This window comes from Pseudomonas sp. ME-P-057 (assembly GCF_030208975.1).
In the GTDB taxonomy this organism is placed as follows: Bacteria; Pseudomonadota; Gammaproteobacteria; order Pseudomonadales; family Pseudomonadaceae; genus Aquipseudomonas; species Aquipseudomonas lutea.
Window position 1 is genome coordinate 39,882 of record NZ_JARVSX010000022.1, and the last position, 18,935, is coordinate 58,816.

Consider the following 18,935-nt stretch of genomic DNA (forward strand, 5'->3'; position numbering starts at 1 on the left):
CCATGGAGCCGCCACGACTTGTACGCCTGTGCTCAAAGTTGCAGCCGTCGCAGCGCCGGGGCCAGCGGTTACTTCAACAACGGCACGTGGGCGGCGCGCTGGTAAGGACCGTATTCGGCAGGCACCCACTGGAAGTGCTTGTCGATGGCGACGATGTGGCCGGTGCCCGGGAAAGGCAAATGCGCGGCGGCGACCCAGATTTTCTGGCTGGCCGCCTGGGTGAATACCTGATCACGGCTGGCAATGGCCTTCTGGCTGTTCTCGTCGAAGGCAATGCTGACGGCAGGGTGATCAAACTGCACCGCAAGGCTGTGGATCAGGTCGCCGATGAACAGGATGGTTTGCCCTTTCGAGCTGAAGCTGTAGGTGGTACTGCCCGGCGTATGGCCTGCCTCCAGTGCGGTGGTGACCTCCGGGACCGGCGAGTCGCCCGGGGCGAAGGTCTTGAAGCGGCCGGCCGCGATGTAGGGCGCGGTAGAGTCCTGGGCAATCTTGAAATACGCGCGGGCCTGCTCCGGCACACGGCTGATGGCAGTGGGGTCAAGCCAATAATCGGCTTCGGGCTTCGCGGCATAGACCGTGGCATTGGCGAATACCGGTTGCTTGTCGGCGTCGACCAGGCCGCAAACATGATCCAGGTGCAGGTGGGTGAGCAAAATGGTGTCGATCTGATCCGGCTGGTACCCCGCTGTCCTGATGTTCTGCGTAAGCATGCCCGCCGTTTCGCCGATGCATTGTCCGGCGCCAGTGTCCACCAGAATCAGGTGCTCGCCCGTGTTGACCAGAAACGCGTTGAAAGCCGTCTGCACGCCGGGGGTATCAATGTCGCGGCGGGCGAGCAATGCTCGGATGGCGTCTGGCTTCATGCCTTTGAGCAAGCTTGGCGCGAGGTCGTTGTAACCGTCGAACAGCGCCGTGACCTCGTAGTCGCCGACGGCCAGGCGGAAGTACCCAGGCACTTGGGTTTTCTGTTGCGCGGGTGCCTGCGCCAGCGCGGCACCCGCGCACAGGACCAGCCCGAGGGCCACCGAGCGTGTGAGTGAAAGATGAGGTGAGCGCATAGAGAGGCCTCGAATCGCAAGAAGTGAGGTGCCCGATACTGCCGGGTGCCGCGCGCCCTGCGCTTGAAGCAATGTGCTTGTTTCACCGATTTGCGCACCCCATCGGTTATAGACATCGCTCATGCCGCTGCCTACATTGTCGGCGCGCCTTCGCGCGAGCCAGTCCGGCCCTGCACTTATTTTTTGCGGAAACCGCCCATGTCGACCGTCGTTCCCCACTATTCGCTGGCGTGGAGCCTGCTGCTGTTGCTCGCCGACGCGCTGGCCTGGCACCTGCTGGCCGAGCGCAACCGGCTGGCGCGGATCGCCACGCGGCTGGCGCTGTTCCTGGCCTACAGTCTGGTGATCATCAATGCCGGCGTGAGCCCGCTGGAAGCCCCGGAATGGCCGGACGACAGTGCGCTGCAGTTTGGCGCGACGGCGCTGGCGATTATCTGGTGGATCTACGCCGCACGGACCCTGACAGTCGTGCTCGGGCTGGCACTGACCAGTCGCGTCGGGCACAGCGGCCGCCTGCTGCAAGAGGTGATTGGTGCGGTGATTTTCCTCATCGCCATCGTTGCCGCGGCCGGGTATGTGCTGCAGCTTCCGGTCAAAGGCCTGCTGGCGACGTCCGGGGCGATGGCGATCATCGTCGGTCTGGCCCTGCAGAGCACCTTGAGCGACGTGTTCTCCGGGATCATCCTCAACACCACCAAGCCGTATCAGGTCGACGATTCGATCTCCATCGACGGCATGGAAGGCAAGGTCATCGACATCGACTGGCGCGCGACGCACCTGCTGACAGGGGTTGGCACCATGGTCGTGATTCCCAATTCCGTGGCCGCGAAAGCCAAGATCGTGAATTTGAGCCGACCGGTCCATATTCATGGCGTGTCCATCAACATCATGATGTCGCCGCACATTCGCCCGCGTCGCGTGCTTGATGCGCTGGAGCGCGCGCTACAAGGTTGCAGCGCCCTGCTGCAAACCCCCAAGCCTCGGGCGGTGGTCAAGGAAACCAGCCCGACGACCATCGAATACGCCGTGACAGGGTTCATCAGCGACCTGAACAACAAAAGTGAGGTGCGCAATCTGCTGTTCGATTTGGCGTATCGGCACCTGGAGGCAGCGGGCATCGCCTGGCAATCGGAAACCACGGCTGAAGCCCTTTCACGGCCAAGGGCGCTGCTTGATGAGGTGAAGGTGTTCCGCACCAGCACCGCCGAAGAGAAGAATCAGCTGGCGCAGAACATGACTGCGCGTGAATACACCGCCGGCCAGACCATTGTCGAGGTGGATGAAATCACCGACGGCTTGCTGGTCATCGCCACCGGCGTGGTGTCGGCGAGCATCAAGGACGGCAGCGAGATGGTAGAAGCCGGGCGCATGGGCCCGGGCGAAGTGATGGGGGAGCAAAGCATACTGGCCGACACACCGTCGCGGGCGCGCTTCACCGCCCTCACCTCCTGCGTGGTGTACAGGATCGACAAGGCCGCAACCCGCCAGGCCATGGAACAGCGGGTCGAAATCACCACCGCACTGAACAAGCTCCAGGCCGTGCGGCAACAGGGCACTGAGCATGTGCTCATGCGCAAGCCAGTGGTCATCAAGAAAAACAACTTTCTGGGCTGGCTACAGAAGCGCTGAGTCGTTATGGCGCTGCGGTGTTGCCGCTGACGCCTTCCCGGCTAAAGCCGGTCCCACGAGGTTGCGTGCAGCAGGTCCCACAGGTTGCTCATAGTCAGTGGGACCGGCTTCAGCCGGGAAATGGCCTGTGCGAACACCATCAAAATTGCGGTGCTGCCGCTGGCGCTTTCCCGGCTAAAGCCGGTCACACAGGGTTGCGTGCAGCAGGTCCCACAGGTTGCTCATAGTCAGTGGGACCGGCTTCAGCCGGGAAATGGCCCGTGGGAGCGCCATCAAGCTCAGGCAACGAATCCGTCGCCTTCGAGCAGCGAGCGCAGCATCCAGGCGGCTTTCTCGTGGACTTGCATGCGCTGGGTCAACAGGTCCGCAGTGGGCTCGTCGCTGACCTTTTCCAACAGTGGGAACAGCTCTCGAGCGGTACGGACCACTGCTTCCTGGCCCTCGACCAGTTGCTGGATCATGTCGGAAGCCGCAGGCACGCCCGGCTCCTCCTTGATCGACGACAACCGCGCATAAGTGGCGTAAGTGCCCGGCGCCGGGAAGCCCAGGGCGCGAATGCGTTCGGCAACGGAATCCACCGCAGTTGCCAGTTCGGTGTACTGCTCTTCAAACAGCAGATGCAAGGTACGGAACATCGGACCGGTGACGTTCCAGTGGAAGTTGTGGGTTTTCAGGTACAGCACGTAGGTGTCCGACAGCAGCCGGGACAGCCCTTCAACGATCTCTGCACGGTCCTGCTCGCTGATACCGATTTCAATAGCCATGAATAGCTCCCTGAATTGCGTTGATTGCTGAGGCCCCAAATTCTAGTGACCACGTCCGGTTGGATGGAAATCAGCCATGGCAATCGTTTCGATCAAGGCTGGCTATAGAACTTGCCCCCGGCTGCGTTGCCGCGCAAACAACTGACAGCCCCATCCCGCCACATCCGGCGTTGACACAAAAGGGTTGTTCAGGCGACGTTACCGGCACTCTTCTCCTTGCCAACATTCCGAACAGGCCTCGCCATGAACGAACTGCAACAGCTGAATGAAAGCCACGGGCTGTTGCTGGTGTTTATCAACGTGCTGCTGGAACAGATTGGCTTGCCGGTGCCGGCCTATCCGACATTGATCGTCACCGGTGCGCTGGCCATGCAGAGCAAGCCGCTGCTGGGCGCCGGTGTACTGGTGGCTATGGTCGCCTGCCTGATTGCCGATGGCTTGTGGTACTGGGCGGGCAAGCGCTATGGCGGGGTTCTGCTGAAAACAATCTGCAGGATTTCCCTCTCTCAGGACACTTGCATTCGTCAGGGTCTGACCGTGTATGAGCGCGTCGGGCCTCGGGCCATGCTGCTGTCCAAATTTCTGCCCGGCGCGGGCGCGCTGGTGACGACAGTGGCCGGAATGAACGCCACACCAATCTGGGTGTTCGTGCGCTATTCCCTTGCTGGCTCGTTTATCTGGGCGGGTTCAGCGCTGCTGTTGGGGATGCTGTTCAGCGACGCCTTGATTCCAATGCTTGACTGGCTGAGCGGCTACATTCCGATCGCCATTATCAGCGTGCTGGGGGTGTTGGGTCTGTTCATCGCCTGGAAGTATGCCAAGCGCCGTCGGCTCAGGGCCCGCACGGCGCGTATTCCTCGCATTACGGTGCCGGAACTGCTGGCGTTGCGAGACAGCGACGATGCCCCGGTGATTATTGATGTGCGACCGAGTTTTCATGCAGCGGTTATCGAAGGGATTCCGGGTGCGGTGTCGATCAGCCTTGAAGAGCCAATTGCGCCGTGGGTGGAGCGTCTGGGCGATGTCGAGATGGTTTTTTATTGCGCCTGCCCCAACGAGTTGTCGGCAGCATTGCTGGCGGAAAAACTTCACGCCCATGGGCTGACCCGGGGCAAAGCGCTGATCGGCGGATTGGATGCGTGGCAGGCCGCGCATGTGCAGGCGGACGTGGGGAATAAAAGCGCGGCGTGACCACGACGTCGGGGATGCCTGAGGCCTTGACCGAAACAGATCTCTGGCCACACACAGGTCCGTAGGAGCCGGCTTGCTGGCGAACAGATCCGTCGGTGGAGAACGTCGGCGCTGACCTACCGCATTCGCCAGCAAGCCGGCTCCTACAGATGAACGCGGTCAGTCAGGGATATCGGTGGTGGATGAGCCTCCGCGTTCGCCAGCAAGCCGGCTCCTACAGATGAACGCGGTTAGTCAGCGATATCGGTGGTGGATGAGCCACCGCGTTCGCCAGCAAGCCGGGTCCTACAGATGAACGCGGTCAGTCAGGGATATCGGTGGTGGATGAGCCTCCGCGTTCGCCAGCAAGCCGGCTCCTACAGATGAACACGGTGATTCAGCGACATCGGCGGTGAATGACCCACCGCGTTCGCCAGCAAGCCGGGTCCTACAGGTGGACGCGGTGAGTGAGCGACACCGTGGATGACCCACCGAGTTTGCCAGTCAAGGGACCTTAAATACCGCTCAACGCCAGGTCCATGGCGAAGTAGGTGAAGATCAGGTCCGCGCCCGCCCGCTTGATCGCGCCGAGGGTTTCGCGCACGACGCGGTGTTCCTCGATGGCGCCGGCCTGGGCACCGAATTTGATCATCGCGTATTCACCGCTCACCTGGTACGCGGCCAGCGGCAGGTTTGAGGCCTCACGGATGTCGCGGATGATGTCCAGGTACGCGCCTGCCGGCTTGACCATCAGCGCGTCGGCACCTTCGGCCTCGTCGAGCAGGGACTCGCGCAAGGCTTCGCGGCGGTTCATCGGGTTCATCTGATAGCTCTTGCGGTCGCCCTTGAGCGCCGAGCCGCCCGCTTCGCGAAACGGGCCATAGAGCGCGGAGGCAAACTTGGTCGAGTACGCCATGATTGGCGTCTGGGTGAAGCCGGCCGCGTCGAGGGCCGCACGAATCGCCTTGACCTGACCGTCCATGGCCGCTGACGGCGCGATCACGTCCGCACCGGCACGGGCCGCCATCACGGCTTGCTTGCCGAGGTTCTCGATGGTCGCGTCATTGTCGACGTGGGCACCGTGCATCACGCCGCAGTGGCCGTGATCGGTGTATTCACAGAAGCACGTGTCGGACATCACGATCATTTCCGGCACGGCGGACTTGATGGTCCGCGAGATCCGCGAGACCAGGCCGTTTTCCTGCCAGGTGTCACTCCCGGTGGCGTCCAGGTGATGAGACACACCAAACGTCATGACTGATTTGATGCCGGCGCGGGCATAGCGCTCGACTTCCTGAGCCAGCCTGGATTCGGGGATACGCTGCACGCCGGGCATGCTCTTGATGGGCACGAACTCGTCGATCTCTTCTTCGACGAAGATCGGCAACACCAGATCATTGAGGGTGAATTCGCTCTCCTGAAACAGCGAACGGAAGTTTTCGTTACTGCGCAGACGGCGTGGACGGGCAGCGGGAAACAGACTGGACATGGCGGTTCCTGAGCTAAAAATGTTCGGTAGACAGCCGGACCTGACACGTCCGGTCGTTTCAATGGCGGGAAGCTTATGCCTGCACCGGTCGCGATTCAAACACCCTGACAAGAAAGTCCCTTACGCAAGCCGCAACAGTCTCGCGAACCAACCCAGGGACGGCGGGTCATTTGTCCATGCTGCAGCCGTTTCGCTTGTAGCGCGAACAGAGTGATGCCGACCTTGAGCAATCCGTCCGATGTGCGCAATAACCGTTCTCTGGACGGCCTGAACTTCTTCCTGGCGGATGTGCGTGACGGCCTGGGCCCGTACCTGGCGATCTATTTGCTGGCGGTACACAAGTGGGATCCGGCCAGCATCGGGCTGGTCATGACGCTCGCCGGCATTGCCGCACTGGTCACACAGACCCCGGCAGGTGCGCTGATTGACCGCACCCTCAGCAAGCGGCTCGTGGTCATCGTGGCCGCGTTGGCGGTGACCGCGGGTTGTCTGGTGCTGCCGTTCATTCACTCGTTCACTTGGGTAGCGATCACCCAGAGCATCAGTGCCATTGCCGGTTCCGTGTTTGCTCCGGCCATTGCTGCCATTTCCCTGGGCATCACCGGACCTAAGGCGTTCACTCGCCGAACCGGGCGCAACGAGACCTGGAATCATGCAGGCAATGCCTGCGCAGCCCTGCTGGCGGGGATTTTCTCCTGGCTGTACGGGCCGATCGCGGTGTTCTACCTGATGGCCTTTATGGCGCTGGCGAGCATCGTCGCGGTGGCGTTTGTCGATGCGTCCGCCATCGATCACGACGTGGCACGCGGTTTCGACCCCAGCCATGCCAATGGCCACGACCAACCGAGCGGCTGGTCGACGCTGCTGCATAATCGGCCACTGCTGGTGTTCGCCATTTGCTGCGGGCTGTTTCACCTGGCGAACGCGGCGATGCTGCCGCTGGTGAGTCAGAAGCTTTCACAGATCGATGTCAATCTGGCCACCCCGCTCACCTCGGCCTGTATCGTCGCGGCGCAGTTGGTCATGGTGCCCGTGGCCTGGCTGGTGGGCGCAAAGGCCGATGTGTGGGGGCGCAAACCACTGTTGCTGGCCGGGTTCATCTTTCTGCCGTTGCGCGGCGTGCTGTATGTGCTGTCCGATGACCCTTACTGGCTGGTCGCCGTGCAGTTGCTCGACGGCATCGGCGCGGGCGCGTTTGGCGCCTTGATGCCGCTGGTGGTCAAGGACCTAACCCGCGGCACCGGGCGCTTCAACGTCAGCCTGGGCGCCATTTCGACAGTGTTCGGGCTGGGCGCGGCGCTGAGTAACGGGTTGGCCGGTCTTGTCGTGCGTGAAGCAGGCTACAGCGCGGCGTTTTTGACTCTGGCGGCGATTGCCGCCGTGGCCTTCGTGCTGCTGTGGCTGGCCGTGCCGGAAACCAGCGAACACGTGGCGGATGTGCAATCCCAGGGCGCAACGGCGACCTGAGGGCTGTGCTGGCCTGAGGGTTTTGCAGAACGGCGAGGATTTGGGCGGTGGCTCGGCGGGTAATTGCGTTTAGAATGCCGCCCTTTCCTGCTGCCGACCCGCCACCGTCCGATGAATGCTGAAGCGCTTGACCTGCTTGACACCCTCCTTCTTAACGCGCTTGCTACCCCGCCTGCCGAGACGCGCCGCCTGTTCCACGGCCGCGGTCGTCGCTGGCCGGGGCTGGAGCAGCTGACCGTCGACTGGATGCAAGGCGTGGTACTCGTGTCGCTGTTCAAGGCGCCCGAGGATGAAGCACTCGCGGCGCTTGAGCGGCGTTTGCACACGTTTATCGAATCGTCCGTCTGGCAGAAGTCCGGCGCGCATACGCTGCTGCTGCAGCACCGCTATCTGCCCGACAGCCACACCGAAGCGTTGCTCGGCACAGTGCAGGACGAGTGGACGCTGACCGAAGGCGGTCTGCGCTACCTCGTGGATTTTGGCAAGAAGCAGAACACCGGGCTGTTCCTCGACATGCGCTACGGCCGCGATTGGGTGCGCGCCAACGCCGCTGGCAAACGGGTGTTGAACCTCTTCGCCTATACCTGCGGGTTTTCGGTTGCGGCGATTGAGGGTGGTGCAGATCTTGTGGTCAATCTGGACATGTCCCGCGCGGCACTGAGTCGAGGTCGGGACAACCACCGGCTGAACGGCCACGACCTGAGCAAAGTCACGTTTCTTGGGCACGAACTGTTCAAATCCTGGGGCAAGGTGAAAAGCACCGGGCCCTATGAACTGGTGATCATCGATCCTCCCTCGTTTCAGAAAGGCAGTTTTCTGCTGACCAAGGATTACCAGCGCGTGCTGCGCAAATTGCCGGAGTTATTGACGGCCCAAGGCACAGTGTTGGCGTGCATGAACGACCCCGCGCTGGGCGCGGACTTCCTCATCGAAGGCGTGACCCGCGAGGCGCCGGGTTTGCGGTTTGTAGAGCGGCTGGAAAATCCGCCGGAGTTCGCCGACATCGACCCGGATGGCGGCCTCAAGGCGTTGGTGTTTCGACAGCAGTGAGCCCGTGATCCTAGGTCGCACGACCCTGGATCATTGGATAACGCGCGTCTACACCGACGGCGTTGCGGCAGAGAAACCGTGTAACTGGAGCAACGCGATCTGTTGTAGGAGCGCGCTTGCCCGCGAAAAATAGAACATCCCCCAAAGTTGCGTCGGCTGTACGAGCCATTCGCGGGCACCTCCCCGTTAGTCGGATGAAATCCCATTCTGGAGCCGGCTTGCTGGCGAACCCGTCCTGTCAGTAGACGTCTATATCGCTGATTGACCGGGTTCGCCAGCAAGCCGGCTCCTACAGGTTTTGTGCCGCGTTCGGGATCTGTGCCAGCCTGCGAATCAGGCTGAAGCAGCCAGGCACACCACCGTCAATCGAATGAAATCCCCTCCTAATAAGAGCCGCTCCTACACCGGCAGCGTTCCGGCAGAGACCGTGCAATTGAAGAAACGCGATCTATTCTATGAGCGCGCTTGCCCGCGAAAAATAGAACATCCCCCAGAGCTGTGTCGGCTGTACGGGCCATTCGCGGGCAAGCGCGCTCCTACAGCAACGGCGTTCCGGCAGAGAGATACCGATCGTCCCCTCGCGCCGCGTGGGAACGATCATTATCTGAAGCCTGACGCTTACGCGCTCAACCGCGAGATCACATCATTAAGCCCCACCGACAGCACATGCAGATCCTGGCTGGCGGTTTGCGTGCGCTGGACGTTGCTCTGGTTGGTGGTGGCGATGGCGGTGATTTCCGTGAGGTTGCAGGAGATGTCTTCGGCGACCGACGTCTGCTCTTCCGCAGCGGTGGCGATCTGGCGGTTCATGTCGCGGATCGCTTCGACGGACGAAGTGATGCGCTGCAGTGAGGCCCCGGCCAGTGCGACTTGATCGACGCTTTCCTGGCTGCGGGCCTGGCCGCTTTCGATGGCCTGAGCAGCGTCTACCGCGCCGGTTTGCACCGAATTGATGATCTGATTGATCTCTGCAGTCGAGGCCGCAGTGCGTTGCGCCAGCGTGCGTACTTCGTCGGCGACCACGGCAAAGCCACGGCCTGCATCACCCGCCCGTGCAGCCTCGATCGCGGCGTTCAGCGCCAGCAGGTTGGTCTGCTCGGCGATGCCGCGAATCACTTCCAGGACCTTGCCGATGCGCCCGCTGTCCGCTTCGAGACGACGAATCACGTCGGCCGTGTTGCTGATCTCCGTGCGCATCTGGGTGATGGCGGTGATCGTCGCGCCCATGACCTTGCTGCCGTCCTGCGAGCTGCGGTCCGCTTCGTCGGCGGCCTGAGCAGCCTGCGCCGCATGGCGAGCAACTTCCTGGGCGGTAGCGGACATTTCGGTCATCGCCGTCGCCACTTGATCAGTGCGTTCGAACTGTTCGTGGGTGCCCTGAGCCATCAGCGCCGCAATGGCTTTCAGCTCGCCGCCGGCACTGTCCAGATCGGTGGTGCTGCGCTTGAGACGGGTGAAGGTGTCGGCGAGGAAATCGCGCAGCGTATTGGCTGCAATGGCGAGTCGCCCCAGCTCGTCCTGACGGGTGACGTTGACGCGTTCACTGAAGCGTCCCTGGCTCAGTTGCGCCACGTACTCGATCAGCATGGTGATCGGTCCGACGATGTTGCGGTTGACCATCCACAGCGTCAGCACGCCCACCAGCAACGCCGACGCCAGCATCACCAGCGTGCCGACGAGGATGGTCTGATCGGCCGTGCTGCTGATGACCTTCGATTGTGCGTCGCTCTGCTTGCGCAGGCCCTCAACCAAGCCGTTCATCTGTTCACTGGCGGCGCGGTCAACGCCCTTCACCGCCAGGTCGCCGGCGACCGGGTCGCCACCCGAGGCGACGTACGCATCACGGCCTTTGCGGTACGCGCCACCGAGATTGCGGTGCTCGTCGCGAAGGGTATCGACTTGGCCTTTAGTGACCGCATCCAGGCCATTCATGGCGCTCAAACGACCGAGGGTGTCCTGAACCTGACGCTCCTGATCTTCAAACTGCGACCAGAATTTATCGCGGTCGGTGGGCTGCTTGCCGCGCAACAGCACGTTCTTCCATTCCTGCACTTGCACCTTGAATTGCAGGTTGGCCTGATCGACCAGTTGCGACGCCTGCAGCGGGCCTTCGAGCAAGCCGCGGTAGGCGTGCACGTTGCTCGACAGGAACTGGAAACAGGCAAGGGCGATGAGCACGACCAGCACAAGGCTGCCGGTGAGCAGCGCAAGGATCTGCAATCTGAGGGATTTCGACATACGGGACATCTCAAAAGGGAGGGCAACCTGCTCCGGGATCGCCGGAGTTTTAGTGAAGGCTGGTGACGTCCCTGTGCCGTCGTCTCGGAGCGTTCCGAAAGCGAGGCGCCTACATGAACTGATTCGACACCGCGAGGGGCTTCTTGAATAATGGCCAATTGCAACCGACGGACGGCCGGAAAGCGTCAACGTGACGTCATTCAGCCACGTCAACGCTTTGTCGGCACGCCCAGGGGGCTTTGCAGAACTCCCTTTGGCAGTGTCAGGTCACTCGCGCTGGCCGAACACTTGGGAGGGTCGCCGCAGAACCGGATCAAACGGGTTAATTTTCTGGCTGATGGTGGCGGCTTCGCGCTTGAGCATCTCCACGACGGTGGGCATGCGGTCGCCATTGAGACGGTCGCTGATGGTCGCGACGCTCAGGGCGGCGACTGCCCGGCCGTCGCGGTCAAGGATCGGCACCGCCAGACCGGCCATGCCTTCGAGCACGCCGGTGTTGCGCGCGGCATAACCGCTGCGGCGAACGGTGTCGATTTCCGAGCGCAGCATCACCTCGTCGTACAGGTGAAAGTCGCGCAGGCGCGGCAGGTTGTAGCGGATCACGGTTTCGCGCTCCTCCTCTGGCAGAAACGCCAGAATCGCCAGGCTACCCTGCCCGACCCCCAACGCCACGCGGCCGCCGATATCGCCGGTGAAGGTGCGAATCGGGTATGGCCCTTCGCTGCGGTCCAGGCACACGGCATCAAAACCGCTGCGGGCCAGCAGAAACAGCGAGTCTCCCAGCGAGGCCGACAGGCGCAGCAAGCTGGGCCGCACCACATCGCGCAAGTTACCGGACTGCCCGGCGCGCGCGGCCAGAGCGAAGAACTCCAGGCTCAGGCGATAGCGCTTGCTGCGCACATCCTGCTCGACCATGCCCTCTTCCATCAGGCTGCGCAGCAAACGGTGAGTGGTCGGCTGCGACAGCCCGACCTGCTGCGCCAGTTGCGTCACGCGCTCGCTCCCGTCGGGGCATTCACCCAGCGCCCGAAGCACTGCAAACAAGCGCGAGACCGCGCCCACTCCCGTTTCTTTGGCGTTGTCGTTCCGCTCAGTGGAATTCATACGATGCTTATTCCTATTCCATTTCAGTCAGCGGATGAATCCGAAAAAACTACTCGCTCAATGAAATTGCTCGTTGAGCGCATCCTAGTCTTGGGCCTAGGATCAGTCCACAGGGCGATTTGAATAACAGCGGCAGCCGACTCCGATCGAGCGCCAGCGTCCACGGCCACACGCAGCACTTTCTCTTCGCATCTGCCCATAAAAAACGCATGCCATCGGCATGCACGAAAAAAGGTGGAACGCAGCCATGGCTTTTCTTCAACTTCAGGCGCTGTGCAAACGCTACGGCGCCGTCGATGCAGTCGTTGCCACTGACCTCTCGGTGGAGCAAGGCGAATTCGTCTCGCTGCTCGGCCCCTCCGGCTGCGGCAAAACCACCACTCTGCAAATGATCGCGGGCTTCGTCGATGTCAGCGCCGGCCGCATCCTGCTGGATGGCCGCGACATCACTCACGCCAAGCCCGCCAGCCGCGGACTGGGCGTAGTGTTTCAGTCCTACGCGCTGTTCCCGCACATGAGCGTGCGTGACAACGTTGCCTTCGGCCTGAAGATGCGCAAGGTCTCCTCTGCCGACATCGAGCGCCGCGTCACCCGCGTGCTGGACCTGGTGCGCCTGACCCCGCATGCCGAGCGTTATCCGCGCGAGTTGTCCGGCGGCCAGCGGCAGCGAGTCGCCCTGGCCCGCGCCCTGGTCATCGAGCCGCCCGTGCTGCTGCTCGATGAGCCCCTGTCCAACCTCGACGCCAATCTGCGCGAAGAAATGCAGTTCGAAATCCGCCGCATCCAGCGCGAAGTCGGCATCACCACACTGATGGTCACACACGATCAGGCCGAAGCCCTGTCGATCAGCGATCGCGTGGTGGTCATGCAGGCCGGACGCATCACCCAGATCGACGAGCCCTACAAGCTCTACGAACACCCGCGCACCCGTTTCATTTCAGGCTTCGTAGGCAAAGCCAATCTGCTGCGCGGTGACCGTGATGCCAGCGGCTCGGCTCAGGTCCGGCATGCCGCGGGCGATGGCGAACTGGTGCTCAGCCTGCGCCCGGAGAAGATCGATCTGGTGCCCGCAGGCAGCGGCCGGTTGCAAGGCACCATCGTCACGCGTTACTTCCTCGGCAGCCAGTGGCTGTACCGGATCGAAACCGCCATCGGCGACATCACCGTGGTGCGCCGCAACGACGGCGACGCGCCCATGAACGAGGGCTTCACCGTGGGCCTGGACTGGCCGTCCGAGCTGCTGCGCGTGCTCACCGTCGATGAGGTGCCGGCATGAGCGTGCTGCGCGACACCGGGCGCGGTTACCTGCTGTCAGCCCCGGCGCTGGCGCTGTTTCTAGGGTTGCTGGTGCTGCCGTTGCTGCTGACGCTGGTGCTGTCGTTCAACGTGTTTGACTACGAAGTCGGGGTCAAGGGCGGCGAGTGGACGCTGGCGCAGTACCTGAATCTGGTCACCGATTCGTATTTCTACGAGATCTTCCTGCGGACCTTCTGGATCAGCGCACTGGTGACGCTGCTGTGCGTGGTGATCGGTGTACCCGAGGCCTACATCCTCAGTCGCATGGGCACGCCGTGGCGTTCGATTTTCCTGATCCTGATTCTCACGCCGCTGCTGATTTCCGTGGTGGTGCGGGCGTTCGGATGGAGCCTGCTGCTGGGCGCCGACGGCTTGATCAATCAGGCGATCCAGGCCCTCGGCGGGCGCCCGATCAAGATGCTCTACACGCCGTTCGCAGTGATCCTGGCGCTGGTCCACGTGATGCTGCCATTCATGATCATTCCGGTGTGGACCTCGCTGCAAAAGCTCGACGCCTCTGCCGAGCAGGCCGCGCTGTCCCTCGGGGCCACGCAAGCGAAAGTGATGCGCATGGTGGTGCTGCCGCAAGTGATGCCGGGCGTGCTGTCGGGGACGTTGATCGTGTTCGGTTTGTCGGCCAGCTCGTTCGCGATCCCCGGCCTGGTCGGCGGTCGTCGACTGAAAATGGTCGCCACCGTGGTCTACGACCAATACCTCTCCGAGTTGAACTGGCCCATGGGCGCGGCGATTGCGGTGGCGCTGCTGCTGGTCAACCTGCTGGTGATGCTGTCGTGGAACCGGCTGGTCGAAGGCCGCTATAAAAAATCCCTGGGGGAATGAGCGATGTCCAAGAACGGTCCTCTGGCCCTGTCGTTTCATGCCCTGGTGGTGGTGTTCATGCTGGCGCCGCTGGTGGTGGTGTGCCTAGTGGCGTTCACCCCGGAAAACACCCTCAGCTTGCCGTGGCACGGGTTTTCCCTGCGCTGGTTCAGGGCGGTGTTCGAACGCGCCGACTTCATTCAATCCTTTTACAACAGCCTGATTCTGGCGGTGGTTGCCGCCACGCTGGCGACGTTGATCGCGGTGCCGGCGGCGTTGGCGATCACCCGTTATCGCTTCCCGGGTCGCGACTTCCTCAACGGTCTGTTCCTCTCGCCCATCATCATTCCTCACCTGGTGCTGGGCGTGGCCATGCTGCGGCTGTTTGCGCTGATGGGGGTGAACGGCAGTTTCGTCTGGCTGATGTTTGCCCACGTCGTCGTCATCACGCCCTACGTGCTGCGGCTGGTGATTGCGGCATCCATCGGCATGGACCGCAGCGCCGAGCAGGCCGCCGAGTCCCTGGGTGCCAGCCGTTTCACGCTGTTCCGCCTGATCACCCTACCCATGATCCTCCCGGGGGTCGCCGGCGGCTGGCTGCTGGCGTTCATCAACAGCTTCGACGAAGTCACGCTGTCGATCTTCGTCACCTCGCCCTCGACCCAGACCCTGCCGGTGCGCATGTACGTCTATGCCACAGAATCCATCGACCCGATGATGGCGGCGGTGTCCGCACTGGTTATCGCCTTGACCGCGGCCACCATGATCATCCTCGACCGGGTCTACGGGCTGGATCGGGTTCTGGTGGGGAGGCATTGATGAGACTTCCGCTGACCTGCATTTGCCCCACGGAGCGCACGCCATGGCTTTATTGAGACGACTGGCGGAGCGTGATCGCCCTGCGCTGGCTTTCACCCTCGACGGGCAACCGGCCAGTGGCTTGCTGGGCGATACGCTGCTCACGGCGGTATTGACGGCTGAGGACTCGCTGCGCGGCAGCGACTTCAGTGGCGAGCCCCGTGCCGGGTTTTGCCTGATGGGTGCCTGCCAGGACTGCTGGGTCAAACTGGGTGACGGCCGCCGGGTGCGTGCCTGCTCGACGCCGCTGGAAGCCGACATGTGCGTGAACCGCGAACCGGGACGGCGCTTATGAACACGCCAACCCCGCACGCTGCGAACACGGTCATCATTGGCGCCGGCCCCGCCGGGATTCGCGCGGCACAAACCCTCTTGGCTCACGGCCTGCGCCCCTGTCTGGTGGATGAAGGCCTGCGTGGCGGCGGACAGATCTATCGGCGCCAACCGGAGAATTTCAAGCGTTCTGCCAAGGCGTTGTATGGCTTCGAGGCCGCCAAGGCTCAGGCCGTCCACGCCACCCTGGACCAGTTGCGGGCCGACATCGACTACCGCCCCGAGACCTTGGTGTGGAACGCCGAAGCGCGCGTTCTCGATACGTTGTGCAACGGTCGCGCCGGGCAAATTCCTTTCAAACACCTGCTGGTTGCCACCGGCGCCACCGACCGTATTCTGCCAGTGCCCGGCTGGACGTTGCCGGGGGTCTACAGCCTCGGTGCGGCGCAAATCGCCCTGAAATTTCAGGGTTGTTCGATCGGCCAGCGGGTGGTGCTCGCTGGCAGCGGACCGCTTCTGTATCTGGTGGCGTATCAGTACGCCAAGGCCGGCGCGAGCGTGGCTGCGGTGCTCGACAGTTCGCCCTTCTCCGCGCAGACCCGCGCCCTGCCCGCGCTGCTTGGGCAACCCGCGACGCTTGCCAAGGGTATTTACTATCGAAGCTGGCTGACCGCCCACGGCATTGCGGTGCATCAAGGCGCGCAGTTACAGGAAATCGAGGGGCAACGTCGAGTTAGCGGCGTCACCTGGCAACAAAGCGGCCAGCGCAAAAGCCTCGCCTGCGACGCCGTGGCGTTCGCCCACGCCCTGCGCAGCGAAACACAACTGACCGACCTGCTGGGCTGTGAATTCACCTGGAGCGGGTTGAACCGCGCCTGGCTGCCGAGCCGCGACGGGGCTGGCCGCAGCAGTGTCGAAGGAGTTTATCTGGCCGGTGATGGCGCCGGGATCATGGGCGCGGACGCCGCTGAACTGGCCGGTGAACTGGCGGCTCTGACCCTGCTCAGTGATATCGGCCAGCGCATCGACCGGGCCCGCAGCGTTGAATTGCAGAGACAACTGGAGGCGATTCAGCGCTTTCGCCAGGGCTTGGAAACTGCCTTTCCATTCCCCGAAGACTGGGCCGCCAAGGCGCCAGACACCCTCATGGTGTGCCGCTGCGAAGAAATCAGTGCCGGCGACATCCGCCAGACCGTGGCCGAAGGTCACTGGGAGATCAACCGGGTCAAGGCCATGTGCCGCGTCGGCATGGGCCGCTGCCAGGGCCGCATGTGCGGATTGGCCGCGACGGAGATCGTTGCGCAGGCGTCCGGCCGCGATATCGCCAGCGTGGGGCGGCTGCGCGGCCAGGCGCCGATCAAACCGATCCCGTTTGGCGTGGAGGCCGAACAATGAGCCAGCCGACGGAAGTGGATGCAGTTGTCATCGGCGGGGGCATTGTCGGTGCCTCGGCTGCGCTGTTCCTGGCCCTGAGTGGAAAACGCGTGGCACTGCTGGAGCGTGACTTTTTCGGTTCGCATTCCAGCGGCGTCAATTATGGCGGCGTGCGCCGTCAGGGCCGTCCGCTGTCGCAACTGCCGTTGTCCCAGCGCGCCCACGAAATCTGGGGCGACTTGCGCGCTTTTATTGGCACCGATGGCGAATACGTGCGCTCCGGCCACCTCAAGCTGGCGCGCAGTGACAAGGACATGGCCTCGCTGGCCGCTTATGAACAGGCCACTCGCGGGTTTGGCCTGGATTTGCACCTGCTTGACCACCGCCAGTTGCGCGCGCGTTTTCCCTGGGCGGGGGATGTGGCGGTCGGTGCGTCTCTGTGCGCTGATGACGGTCATGCCAACCCTCGCCTGGTTTCGCCCGCTTTCGCGTTTGCCGCGCGCCGCGCCGGTGCGCAGACTTTCGAGCAGGCGCACGTCACTCAGGTCAGCCACGATGGCCAGGCTTTTGTGGTGCAGACGGCCAACACTCAACGCTTTCGTGCGCCGTGGCTGCTGAACTGCGCCGGCGCGTGGGCCGCGCAACTGGCTCAACAGTTCGGCGAGCCGGTGCCCATGCGCGCGGGGCATCCGGCGATGCTGGTGACCGAGCCGCTGCCGATGTTCATGGACGTCAGCACCGGCGTCGAAGGCGGCGGGATCTATGCGCGCCAAGTGGCCCGAGGCAATTGCGTATTGGGCGGTGGCCAGGGATTTGCGCTGGACCCCGCCACGGCGCGTCCCGGTCAGGCGGCCATTCTTGAGATCCTGCGCAACGCCGCGGAGTTATACCCGCCGCTGGCCGGTGCGCAGGCCATCCGTACCTGGAGCGGCACCGAAGGCTATTTGCCTGACCGCGAACCGGTGCTGGGTGCCAGTTCTACCCAGCCGGGGCTGCTGCATGGCTTTGGCTTCGCCGGATCGGGTTTCCAGATCGGGCCGGCGGCGGGGGAAGCATTGGCGCAAACAGTCTGTACCGGGGCGTCGAGCATCGACCTGACCGCGTTTTCGATTCAGCGTTTTCAATCACAACCTCAGCCGCAACCGCAGCTTCAACTGCCCGCTACCGCCGTGCTTTCCGGCACGGACAACGTCATTCCATTGCTCAGAGGAAGGTCGAACCCATGATCCAGATGAAACGTTTTGCCCTGACCGGCGCGTCCTGCCTGCCGCTCGCCCTGCTGCTCGGGTCTCTGCCGGCCCAGGCCGAGCCGACCCTGTATCTGGGCATGAACGGCGGCACCATGGAACGCCTGTATGCCGACCATGTGTTGCCAGCGTTCGAGAAAGCCAACAACGTCAAGGTGGTCATCGTGCCCGGCACGTCTTCGGACATCCTCGCCAAGGCACAGGCCAGCAAGGACAATCCGCAGATGCACGTGATGTTTCTCGACGACGGCATCATGTACCGGGCGATTTCCATGGGCCTGTGCGGCAAGCTGAACCCGAGCGCGGCGCTGGCGGACATTCCGGCCAAGGGCAAGATCAAGGAAGAAGCGGTGGCGGTGAGCCTTGGCGTCACCGGGCTGGCTTACAACAGCAAGATGTTCCAGGAAAACGGCTGGAGCGCGCCGACGTCCTGGGCCGACATGGCAGACAAGCGCTATAAGGAGAAGCTGGTGTTCCAGTCACTCGCCTCCTCGACATTCGGGCTGCACGGATTCCTGATGTTCAACCGGCTGCAGGGCGGCGACGAGACCAATGTCGAGCCGGGCTTCAAGGCGTGGCCGAAGACGGTCGGGCCCAACGTGCTTGAGTACATTGCCAGCTCGGCGAAGATTTCTGAAATGGTGCAGACCGGCGAAGCGGCCTTGTTCCCCCTGACACCGACCCAGGTCACGGCGCTCAAACTCAAAGGCGTCCCGGTGGAGTACGCGCCGCCGAAGGAAGGCGCCGTGGTGCTCAACGTCGCCGAATGCACGATTGCCAACAACGATCAGCCGGAACTGGCGCAGAAACTGGCGGCCTTTCTCCTGACCCCGGAAGCTCAGGCGCCAGCGCTGGAAATGGGCGACCAGATCCCGTCCAACCCCAAGACCCCGACCACCGACAAGACCCGCGGTCAGGTCGAAGCGATGAACAAGTACCTGGAAACCGCCGTCACCATAGATTGGGACCAGGTCAACCAGGTCCGGCCGGAGTGGAACGCGCGCTGGAGCCGCACCATCGAGCGGTAGGACGGGCAGTTTGCGCGGAACCCGGCGTGCGCAGTGGTCAGTGGTGTGCTGATCGTCCCCAACGGCCT

16 protein-coding genes are annotated in these 18,935 nt (G+C 62.9%); 11 read left to right on the forward strand and 5 right to left on the reverse strand.

The annotated features are described in order from the left end of the window. Positions 1 to 68: 68 nt before the first annotated feature. A complete protein-coding gene (locus QRN48_RS12665) occupies positions 69 to 1,061 on the reverse strand; it encodes an MBL fold metallo-hydrolase (protein WP_285350922.1) in 993 nt (330 codons plus the stop codon). A gap of 198 nt (positions 1,062 to 1,259) precedes the next feature. Here QRN48_RS12665 and QRN48_RS12670 point away from each other — a divergent pair, with 198 nt between their 5' ends. Further along, positions 1,260 to 2,690 (forward strand): mechanosensitive ion channel family protein, encoded by a 1,431-nt coding sequence (locus QRN48_RS12670; RefSeq protein ID WP_191943321.1) that lies wholly within the window; start codon positions 1,260 to 1,262, stop codon positions 2,688 to 2,690. A gap of 278 nt (positions 2,691 to 2,968) precedes the next feature. Here the strand turns inward: QRN48_RS12670 and QRN48_RS12675 are convergent, their stop codons facing one another. Continuing rightward, positions 2,969 to 3,454: a Dps family protein gene (locus tag QRN48_RS12675; RefSeq protein WP_037010362.1), complete on the reverse strand. Its 486-nt coding sequence runs from the start codon at positions 3,452 to 3,454 to the stop codon at positions 2,969 to 2,971. Positions 3,455 to 3,697: 243 nt separating this feature from the next. Here QRN48_RS12675 and QRN48_RS12680 point away from each other — a divergent pair, with 243 nt between their 5' ends. Then, positions 3,698 to 4,645, forward strand: coding sequence for a VTT domain-containing protein (locus QRN48_RS12680; protein ID WP_285350923.1), 948 nt, complete (start codon positions 3,698 to 3,700; stop codon positions 4,643 to 4,645). 493 nt (positions 4,646 to 5,138) lie between these two features. Here QRN48_RS12680 and hemB read toward each other — a convergent pair whose 3' ends face one another. Further along, on the reverse strand, positions 5,139 to 6,113 hold the full coding sequence (hemB, locus tag QRN48_RS12685) for a porphobilinogen synthase (RefSeq protein WP_285350924.1): 975 nt from the start codon (positions 6,111 to 6,113) through the stop codon (positions 5,139 to 5,141). Positions 6,114 to 6,326: 213 nt separating this feature from the next. Here hemB and QRN48_RS12690 point away from each other — a divergent pair, with 213 nt between their 5' ends. After that, complete coding sequence (locus QRN48_RS12690) at positions 6,327 to 7,580, forward strand: MFS transporter (protein WP_476239633.1); 1,254 nt, start codon at positions 6,327 to 6,329, stop codon at positions 7,578 to 7,580. Between the two features lie 111 nt (positions 7,581 to 7,691). Beyond that, positions 7,692 to 8,630, forward strand: a complete 939-nt coding sequence (locus tag QRN48_RS12695; RefSeq protein ID WP_285351037.1) for a class I SAM-dependent methyltransferase — start codon at positions 7,692 to 7,694, stop codon at positions 8,628 to 8,630. Between the two features lie 618 nt (positions 8,631 to 9,248). Here QRN48_RS12695 and QRN48_RS12700 read toward each other — a convergent pair. After that, positions 9,249 to 10,868 (reverse strand): methyl-accepting chemotaxis protein, encoded by a 1,620-nt coding sequence (locus QRN48_RS12700; protein ID WP_285350926.1) that lies wholly within the window; start codon positions 10,866 to 10,868, stop codon positions 9,249 to 9,251. A gap of 267 nt (positions 10,869 to 11,135) precedes the next feature. After that, a complete protein-coding gene (locus QRN48_RS12705) occupies positions 11,136 to 11,972 on the reverse strand; it encodes an IclR family transcriptional regulator (RefSeq protein ID WP_285350927.1) in 837 nt (278 codons plus the stop codon). Positions 11,973 to 12,219: 247 nt separating this feature from the next. On the opposite strand from QRN48_RS12705, the gene QRN48_RS12710 reads away from it, so the two are divergent. Genes QRN48_RS12710 through QRN48_RS12740 form a run of 7 tightly spaced genes read left to right on the forward strand, consistent with a single transcriptional unit; the run spans position 12,220 to position 18,867 of the window. Beyond that, positions 12,220 to 13,248, forward strand: coding sequence for an ABC transporter ATP-binding protein (locus QRN48_RS12710; RefSeq protein WP_285350928.1), 1,029 nt, complete (start codon positions 12,220 to 12,222; stop codon positions 13,246 to 13,248). Then, positions 13,245 to 14,108, forward strand: a complete 864-nt coding sequence (locus QRN48_RS12715; protein WP_285350929.1) for an ABC transporter permease — start codon at positions 13,245 to 13,247, stop codon at positions 14,106 to 14,108. The genes QRN48_RS12710 and QRN48_RS12715 overlap by 4 nt, the downstream gene beginning before the upstream one ends. Positions 14,109 to 14,111: 3 nt before the next feature. Next, on the forward strand, positions 14,112 to 14,906 hold the full coding sequence (locus QRN48_RS12720; RefSeq protein WP_037010374.1) for an ABC transporter permease: 795 nt from the start codon (positions 14,112 to 14,114) through the stop codon (positions 14,904 to 14,906). Positions 14,907 to 14,949: 43 nt separating this feature from the next. Further along, positions 14,950 to 15,240: a (2Fe-2S)-binding protein gene (locus tag QRN48_RS12725; protein WP_285350930.1), complete on the forward strand. Its 291-nt coding sequence runs from the start codon at positions 14,950 to 14,952 to the stop codon at positions 15,238 to 15,240. Further along, complete coding sequence (locus tag QRN48_RS12730; RefSeq protein WP_285350931.1) at positions 15,237 to 16,613, forward strand: FAD/NAD(P)-dependent oxidoreductase; 1,377 nt, start codon at positions 15,237 to 15,239, stop codon at positions 16,611 to 16,613. The genes QRN48_RS12725 and QRN48_RS12730 overlap by 4 nt, the downstream gene beginning before the upstream one ends. Next, a complete protein-coding gene (locus tag QRN48_RS12735) occupies positions 16,610 to 17,818 on the forward strand; it encodes an NAD(P)/FAD-dependent oxidoreductase (RefSeq protein ID WP_285350932.1) in 1,209 nt (402 codons plus the stop codon). Before QRN48_RS12730 ends, QRN48_RS12735 begins: the two co-directional genes overlap by 4 nt. After that, complete coding sequence (locus tag QRN48_RS12740) at positions 17,815 to 18,867, forward strand: ABC transporter substrate-binding protein (protein ID WP_285350933.1); 1,053 nt, start codon at positions 17,815 to 17,817, stop codon at positions 18,865 to 18,867. Before QRN48_RS12735 ends, QRN48_RS12740 begins: the two co-directional genes overlap by 4 nt. Positions 18,868 to 18,935 lie beyond the last annotated feature (68 nt).

Bases quoted from the DNA above. Each gene is read 5' to 3' on its own strand.
- QRN48_RS12700 (WP_285350926.1), bottom strand. From the start codon at position 10,868: ATGTCGAAATCCCTCAGATTGCAGATCCTTGCGCTGCTCACCGGCAGC.
- QRN48_RS12690 (WP_476239633.1), top strand. From the start codon at position 6,327: ATGCCGACCTTGAGCAATCCGTCCGATGTGCGCAATAACCGTTCTCTG.
- hemB (WP_285350924.1), bottom strand. From the start codon at position 6,113: ATGTCCAGTCTGTTTCCCGCTGCCCGTCCACGCCGTCTGCGCAGTAAC.
- QRN48_RS12730 (WP_285350931.1), top strand. From the start codon at position 15,237: ATGAACACGCCAACCCCGCACGCTGCGAACACGGTCATCATTGGCGCC.
- QRN48_RS12710 (WP_285350928.1), top strand. From the start codon at position 12,220: ATGGCTTTTCTTCAACTTCAGGCGCTGTGCAAACGCTACGGCGCCGTC.
- QRN48_RS12735 (WP_285350932.1), top strand. From the start codon at position 16,610: ATGAGCCAGCCGACGGAAGTGGATGCAGTTGTCATCGGCGGGGGCATT.
- QRN48_RS12740 (WP_285350933.1), top strand. From the start codon at position 17,815: ATGATCCAGATGAAACGTTTTGCCCTGACCGGCGCGTCCTGCCTGCCG.
- QRN48_RS12665 (WP_285350922.1), bottom strand. From the start codon at position 1,061: ATGCGCTCACCTCATCTTTCACTCACACGCTCGGTGGCCCTCGGGCTG.
- QRN48_RS12675 (WP_037010362.1), bottom strand. From the start codon at position 3,454: ATGGCTATTGAAATCGGTATCAGCGAGCAGGACCGTGCAGAGATCGTT.
- QRN48_RS12705 (WP_285350927.1), bottom strand. From the start codon at position 11,972: ATGAATTCCACTGAGCGGAACGACAACGCCAAAGAAACGGGAGTGGGC.
- QRN48_RS12725 (WP_285350930.1), top strand. From the start codon at position 14,950: ATGGCTTTATTGAGACGACTGGCGGAGCGTGATCGCCCTGCGCTGGCT.
- QRN48_RS12720 (WP_037010374.1), top strand. From the start codon at position 14,112: ATGTCCAAGAACGGTCCTCTGGCCCTGTCGTTTCATGCCCTGGTGGTG.
- QRN48_RS12680 (WP_285350923.1), top strand. From the start codon at position 3,698: ATGAACGAACTGCAACAGCTGAATGAAAGCCACGGGCTGTTGCTGGTG.
- QRN48_RS12715 (WP_285350929.1), top strand. From the start codon at position 13,245: ATGAGCGTGCTGCGCGACACCGGGCGCGGTTACCTGCTGTCAGCCCCG.
- QRN48_RS12695 (WP_285351037.1), top strand. From the start codon at position 7,692: ATGAATGCTGAAGCGCTTGACCTGCTTGACACCCTCCTTCTTAACGCG.
- QRN48_RS12670 (WP_191943321.1), top strand. From the start codon at position 1,260: ATGTCGACCGTCGTTCCCCACTATTCGCTGGCGTGGAGCCTGCTGCTG.